Source organism: Diaphorobacter ruginosibacter (assembly GCF_040396215.1).
In the GTDB taxonomy this organism is placed as follows: Bacteria; Pseudomonadota; Gammaproteobacteria; order Burkholderiales; family Burkholderiaceae_C; genus Diaphorobacter_A; species Diaphorobacter_A ruginosibacter_A.
Map to the genome: position 1 here is coordinate 1 of NZ_JBEBOW010000186.1, position 5401 is coordinate 5401.

Here is a 5401-nt window from a genome sequence, read left to right on the forward strand (position 1 = left end):
TTGCGCCGCTGGCGCCGTCACAGGCGTGGGAGCTGACGTGTGGGTTGGTGTGTGGGTTGTTGCGCGGTTTGGCGCGGCCGGTTGGGGCTGCTGGCTGGTCGCGGGCGTTCGCGCATCCGGTGTGGCGGGTTGCGGATGCGCTGGCGGGCGTTCGAGAACGGATGTGCCGACAGAGCCGGGGCGCCGCGTGGGCGAGGCGACGGCTGCCGTGGGCGCGGCTTGCCAGAGGGTGATGCCCATCTCCTGCAGCATGGCGCGTTGGCGCGCGTCGAGTTGAAGGCTCATAACTTGATGCTCATGACGATGGCGTCCTCGCGTTCGCCGTTTTCCGCTGGATAGTAGCGCTTGCGCTGGCCCACGGATTGAAAACCATATTGCGCATACACATGCTGCGCGCGCTGATTGCTTTTGCGCACTTCGAGCCACAGCCAGAGGGCGTTCTTGCCGCGCGACCATAGCGCCAGGGAGTCGAGCAGAACCTTGGCCCAGCCTTGTTGCTGGTAGGCAGGAGCTACCGTGATGTTCAGCAAATGGACCTCCTCGACGCCCGGCATCGCCACGAAATAGCCGATGAGCGTGTCTTCGTGCATCAGCAATTGGATCTGATAGCCCGCGTAGAGTGCGTCGATGAAGTTTCCGCGCGTCCATGGATGGCTGTACGCAGCGTTCTCCACGGCGAGCAGCATGTCGAGCCGCGGGAGCGTGAGCAGCTCGAAGTGCAGCCGTGAATCATCCTGCAACGAGGAGGCGATGGCGCTCATCGGGGCTGGTGCCCGGATGGTTGCGATGAGGCCGCCTGGGCGGCGGCGAGCCTGGCCTGCTCGCGCTCGGCGGTGGTCTGCGCCACTTTGTCGCGGATATACAGCGGCAGCGCGTCCTTGGCCGGGACCGCCAGGCCCGCCGCGATCAGCGATGGCGCCAGGCGCAGCATGGCGCCTGCCGTGGGCAGCGCGCGCACATGGCGGGCATCGGGCGCGAGACGCTCGCCATAGGCGGACTGCGCATTGCCCGCCACGGTGAATCCGGCGGGCGCCACCACGTCCTCGGGCGCGGCCAACTGGTAGTCGCCCAGGCTCTGCCAGAGGGAATCCCGCCAGAAGTAGGCGCCGGCATACACCTCGTCCATGCGCGCATCCAGCACCGCCAGCACCTGGGTGACGCCATGTTCGGCGCGGGCCTGCTCGGCCACGGCCAGCAGCGAATCCACCGGCAGCACCGGCACGCCGGCGCCCTGGCGCGCTCCGAACGCCAGGCCCTGCGCGACCGAACATGCGGTGCGCAATCCGGTAAACGATCCGGGGCCGCGGCCAAACGCGATCAGGTCGAGGTCGTCGAACGCCATGCCCGCTTCGGCCATCATGTCGCGGATCAGCGGGATGAGCGCCGTGGACGAGTGCGCGCCACCGGGCGCGCTGCGCTCCAGCATGTCTGCTCCGCCCTTGCGTACGGCGATGGAAAGCGTGTCGGTGCTGGTGTCTAGCGCGAGGAGATTCATGGGAGTTCTGCCGAGAGCGGGGAGGCGGCGGATGGCCGCGGGACGGGCTCGCCAGTGGCGATTATCGTCCCGTGGCAATATCCGGGGGGCTTTGCCTGCATTGTTGGCTGGCCGCCCCGATAAATCATAGACTTATGGAATGATTGTGAAAGCCATCGCAGCCGCCGTCCGCGCGCGGCAAGCGCATTCGCGGGCCGTGGCCCTGGCGGCCGGTGTTCTTTTGGCGGCAGCAGCGGCGTTGCCAGCGCCTGTGTCAGCGCAGCCCGCGCGGGCCGCCGATACCCCGGCGCAGTTCGCCCTGCCTCCGGCGGTCGATGCCGCGTTGCTGCGCGCCAAGGTGCCGCGCGATGCGCTGTCCGCCATGGTGGTGGAACTGGATTCTCCCAAGGCCCCGAAGCTGGCCTACAGGCCGGATGAGCCGCTCAATCCCGCTTCCGTGATGAAGCTGGTCACCACCTACGCGGCGCTCGACCAGCTCGGCCCGGCCTTCGTGTGGGAGACGCCGGTCTACCTGGACGCCGTGCCGCAGGACGGCGCGCTGCGTGGCAATGTCTATATCCGGGGGCAAGGCGATCCGCAGCTCGTTCTGGAGCGCCTGTGGCTCACCATGCGCCGTCTGCGCGACATGGGAGTGTCGGTGATCGTGGGCGACATCGTGCTCGACCGTTCGGCCTTCAATCTGCCGGCGCGCGACGCCGCGTCGTTCGACGGCGAACCCTGGCGCCCCTACAACGCGGGGCCCGATGCGCTGCTCATCAACTTCAAGTCGATGAACATGCGTTTCGTGCCGGATCTTGCCGCTGGCGTCGCGCGCATCAGCTACGAGCCGCCGATGGGCGGCATGCAGTTGCCCGCATCGGTGCCGCTCGCGCCCGCGAGCCTGGCCTGCGGCGACTGGCAAGGCGCGCTGCAGGCGGAGCTGGGCGCGCCCGGGCGCATCGGTTTCGCGGGCAGCTTTCCGGCATCGTGCGGAGAGCGGGAATGGGCCGTTGCTCCCGCCGACCCGGATGGCTACGCGGCGCGCGCGGTCGAAGGCATGTGGCGCGATCTGGGCGGCAAGCTCACCGGCGCGGTCGTCGACGGCAAGGTGCCCGCCGGGCTGAAACCTGCCTTCGTGAATAAATCACCCACGCTCGCCGAGGTGGTGCGCGACATCAACAAGTACAGCAACAATGTGATGACGCAGCAGTTGTTCCTCACGCTGGGCTTGCAGGCAACGGGGAGCGGTACCTGGGAAGCAGGGCGGCAGGCCATGGCCAACTGGTGGCATGCCCGCTGGCCGCAGCTTGCGCCGCCGGTCTGGGAAAACGGCGCGGGCCTGAGCCGCGAGGAACGCGTGACGGCCCGCTCGCTGGCCGGGATGCTGCAGACGGCGTGGACTTCCGCGCAGATGCCGGAATTGCTCTCGTCGCTGCCCATCGTCGGCGTGGATGGCACCCTGCGCCGCGTGAACGCCAGCTCGGCCAAGGGCATGGCGCACCTGAAAACCGGCACCCTGCGCGATGTGACGGCGCTGGCGGGCGTGGTGGACTCGCACTCCGGCAGGCGCTATGCGCTGGTAGGCATCATCAACCATCCGCTGGCACCCAACGCGCGCCCTGCGCTGCATGCCCTGGTGGAATGGGCGGCCCAGGATGCGCCGGCCATCGCGTCCACCGTGGCGGCCAACGCGGCTGGTGCGCCCGGCGCCTCCGGCAAGGGCGCCGCGCGGCGCTGATCCGGCGCGCCCGCTGCGGCGCACGCTCCCACATGACGACGCCCGCGATGACTCGCGGGCGTTGCTGTTTGTGCACCTATCGTTTTCCCTGAATTGCCTACTTGGTTTGCATTGGTTTGACCTATCCCGTGCTGCTGGAAGGTTGCCTTCAGTGTTTACCCACATAGGAAATCCTGTAAACGCCGGTATCATTTTTTTAAAAAAGAACGACCGTTCGATTTAATCAAAGGAGCCCTGTTAATGAAAGAACATATGCGTATGCACTGGATTGCTGCGGCGGCTGCCGCGGTCGCGCTCGTGGCCTGCGGCGGCGGAGGTGGCAGCACTACACCTGCGGCCAAGGTCAGCACGGTGAGGGTGATGGGCGACAGCCTGGCCGATACCGGCACGTTCGGCGTCAAGGCCACGGTGCAGAACGCCGCCACGTCGCTCAACGGCGACGGCTCTTCCTGGCTGTGGGTCGAACACGTGGCGAACAGGTACAGCACCACGCTGTGCCCGTACTACCGTTCGTCGGACTCCACGACCTTCTCCACGGTAGCCTCGTGCACCAATTTCGCCGTGGGTGGAGGCCGCATCAACAACTACACCAACCCGCAGGATCCCCGCTCCATCACCAAGCAGATGGCGGAGGCGGGCGGCATCGGCTACACGGCTGACGACATGATCCTGATCGACGGCGGCGGCAACGATGCCGGCGACCTGTTCGGCGCCTATCTCGCGGCCTCGGCGGATGGCGGGGCGAGTTTCCTCGCGCTCGTCGGCACGATGCTGGATGCATCCACCGTGCAGGCGCTGGCGGCGCAGGGCGCGGCGGGGCTGCCCAAGGCGGGCGCGGCCTACATGGAGGCGCTGGCCGTGTATTTCGCCAAGAACATCCAGACCAATGTGCTGGGCAAGGGCGCTCCGCGCGTGGCCGTGCTGAACATGCCGGGCGTGACGCTGACGCCGAAATTCCAGATGGTGCTCAAGAAGGTGGCCGCATCTCAAGGCGAGGCAGCCGCCCAGCAGCTGAACACGCTGTTCGACACCTGGGTCCAGGTATTCAATGCCAAGCTGGATGCGAGCCTGACGGGCGACGCCCGCCTGACGGTCGTGGATTTCTACGAGTCCTTCAAGGATCAGGCGACCAACCCGGCCCAGTATGCCTACACCAATGTGACCGATCCCGTCTGCCCCATCACGGGCCAGGACTCCTCGGGCCTGCCCACCTACACCTTCGCCACCTGCACCGCGGCGGCGCTTTCCGCCAATCCGCCGGCAGGCGCGGGCGCGGACTGGTGGAAGAGCTATGGCTTCGCCGACAGCTTCCACCCCACGCCATTCGGCCATCAACTGATGAGCCAACTGACCTCGCGCTCGCTGTCGCAGGCCGGCTGGCTGTGACCTGAACACGAACAACACACCACAGGAGGCATTTACATGGCAACCTTCTTCCGGGCTGGCGCTGCGCTGGTCATACTGGCGGCGTGCGCTGCAACCGCTCATGCCCAGGTGGCTGGCACCTTCAGCGTGCGGGCCGGCGCCACGCGCATCATGCCGGACGTGGACAGCGGCAACCTGAGCGAGCCGAGTTTTCCCAACACCAAGATCGACGTGGGCAGCGCCTCCCAGTTCACTGGGGGCATCAACTACATGGTCACTGACCACGTCGCCATCGACCTGCCGCTGGGTCTGCCATTCAAGCATTCGTTCTATGGCGACGGCGCGATCGATGGCACGGGCAAGCTGGGCGAGGTCAAGGTGGTTCCCGCCACGCTGTTCGTTCAGTACTATTTCCTGGAGGCGAATTCCAGGTTCCGGCCCTATGTGGGCCTGGGGGTGACCTATGCGAAATTCTTCAAGAACCGCACGACGGCCACACTGTCGGGCCTGACTGGCGGCGGCCCGGGCAATCCGACGACGGCCAAGATGGACAGCAGATTCGCCCTCACCCCGCAGATCGGCTTTACCTACAGCTTCAACGAGCACTGGTTCTTCGATGCGTCGTACTACAAGTCGTTCCTGAAGTCCAAGGCGCACCTCTCCACGGGGCAGAGCATTTCGGTGAAGCTCAATCCGGATGTGGTGTCCTTCGGGATAGGCTACCGCTTCTGATCGGCCACGGTATCCAGCCAGGGTCAAGACACCAACCGGCCTTCAAGGCCGGTTTTTTGTCGTAGGGCCGCCCCAAGACAAAAAGCGCCCCC

The 5401-nt window shown here is 66.3% G+C and carries 5 protein-coding genes and 1 pseudogene; 3 read left to right on the plus strand and 3 right to left on the minus strand.

Annotation, left to right across the window (positions count from 1 at the left end; translation table 11 throughout):
* From ABWP92_RS16210 to tsaB, 3 genes and pseudogenes are all read right to left on the minus strand, one after another.
* Positions 1–285: pseudogene (locus ABWP92_RS16210) on the minus strand (uracil-DNA glycosylase family protein); the annotation flags it as partial.
* The gene (rimI, locus tag ABWP92_RS16215; protein ID WP_353236440.1) at positions 282–761 is read right to left on the minus strand and encodes a ribosomal protein S18-alanine N-acetyltransferase; all 480 of its coding nucleotides are present in this window, start codon (positions 759–761) and stop codon (positions 282–284) included. The gene rimI and the pseudogene ABWP92_RS16210, both read right to left, overlap by 4 nt.
* Entirely contained in the window at positions 758–1495 is a 738-nt protein-coding gene (gene tsaB / locus ABWP92_RS16220; RefSeq protein ID WP_353236441.1) for a tRNA (adenosine(37)-N6)-threonylcarbamoyltransferase complex dimerization subunit type 1 TsaB, read from the minus strand. The genes rimI and tsaB overlap by 4 nt, the downstream gene beginning before the upstream one ends.
* Positions 1496–1634: 139 nt before the next feature.
* On the opposite strand from tsaB, the gene dacB reads away from it, so the two are divergent.
* From dacB to ABWP92_RS16235, 3 genes are all read left to right on the plus strand, one after another.
* Entirely contained in the window at positions 1635–3212 is a 1578-nt protein-coding gene (dacB, locus tag ABWP92_RS16225; RefSeq protein ID WP_353236442.1) for a D-alanyl-D-alanine carboxypeptidase/D-alanyl-D-alanine endopeptidase, read from the plus strand.
* A gap of 252 nt (positions 3213–3464) precedes the next feature.
* Positions 3465–4598, plus strand: coding sequence for an SGNH/GDSL hydrolase family protein (locus ABWP92_RS16230; RefSeq protein WP_502907558.1), 1134 nt, complete (start codon positions 3465–3467; stop codon positions 4596–4598).
* Between the two features lie 36 nt (positions 4599–4634).
* The gene (locus ABWP92_RS16235) at positions 4635–5309 is read left to right on the plus strand and encodes an OmpW/AlkL family protein (protein ID WP_353236444.1); all 675 of its coding nucleotides are present in this window, start codon (positions 4635–4637) and stop codon (positions 5307–5309) included.
* Positions 5310–5401 lie beyond the last annotated feature (92 nt).

Bases quoted from the DNA above. Each gene is read 5' to 3' on its own strand.
- rimI (WP_353236440.1), bottom strand. From the start codon at position 761: ATGAGCGCCATCGCCTCCTCGTTGCAGGATGATTCACGGCTGCACTTC.
- tsaB (WP_353236441.1), bottom strand. From the start codon at position 1,495: ATGAATCTCCTCGCGCTAGACACCAGCACCGACACGCTTTCCATCGCC.
- dacB (WP_353236442.1), top strand. From the start codon at position 1,635: ATGATTGTGAAAGCCATCGCAGCCGCCGTCCGCGCGCGGCAAGCGCAT.
- ABWP92_RS16230 (WP_502907558.1), top strand. From the start codon at position 3,465: ATGCGTATGCACTGGATTGCTGCGGCGGCTGCCGCGGTCGCGCTCGTG.
- ABWP92_RS16235 (WP_353236444.1), top strand. From the start codon at position 4,635: ATGGCAACCTTCTTCCGGGCTGGCGCTGCGCTGGTCATACTGGCGGCG.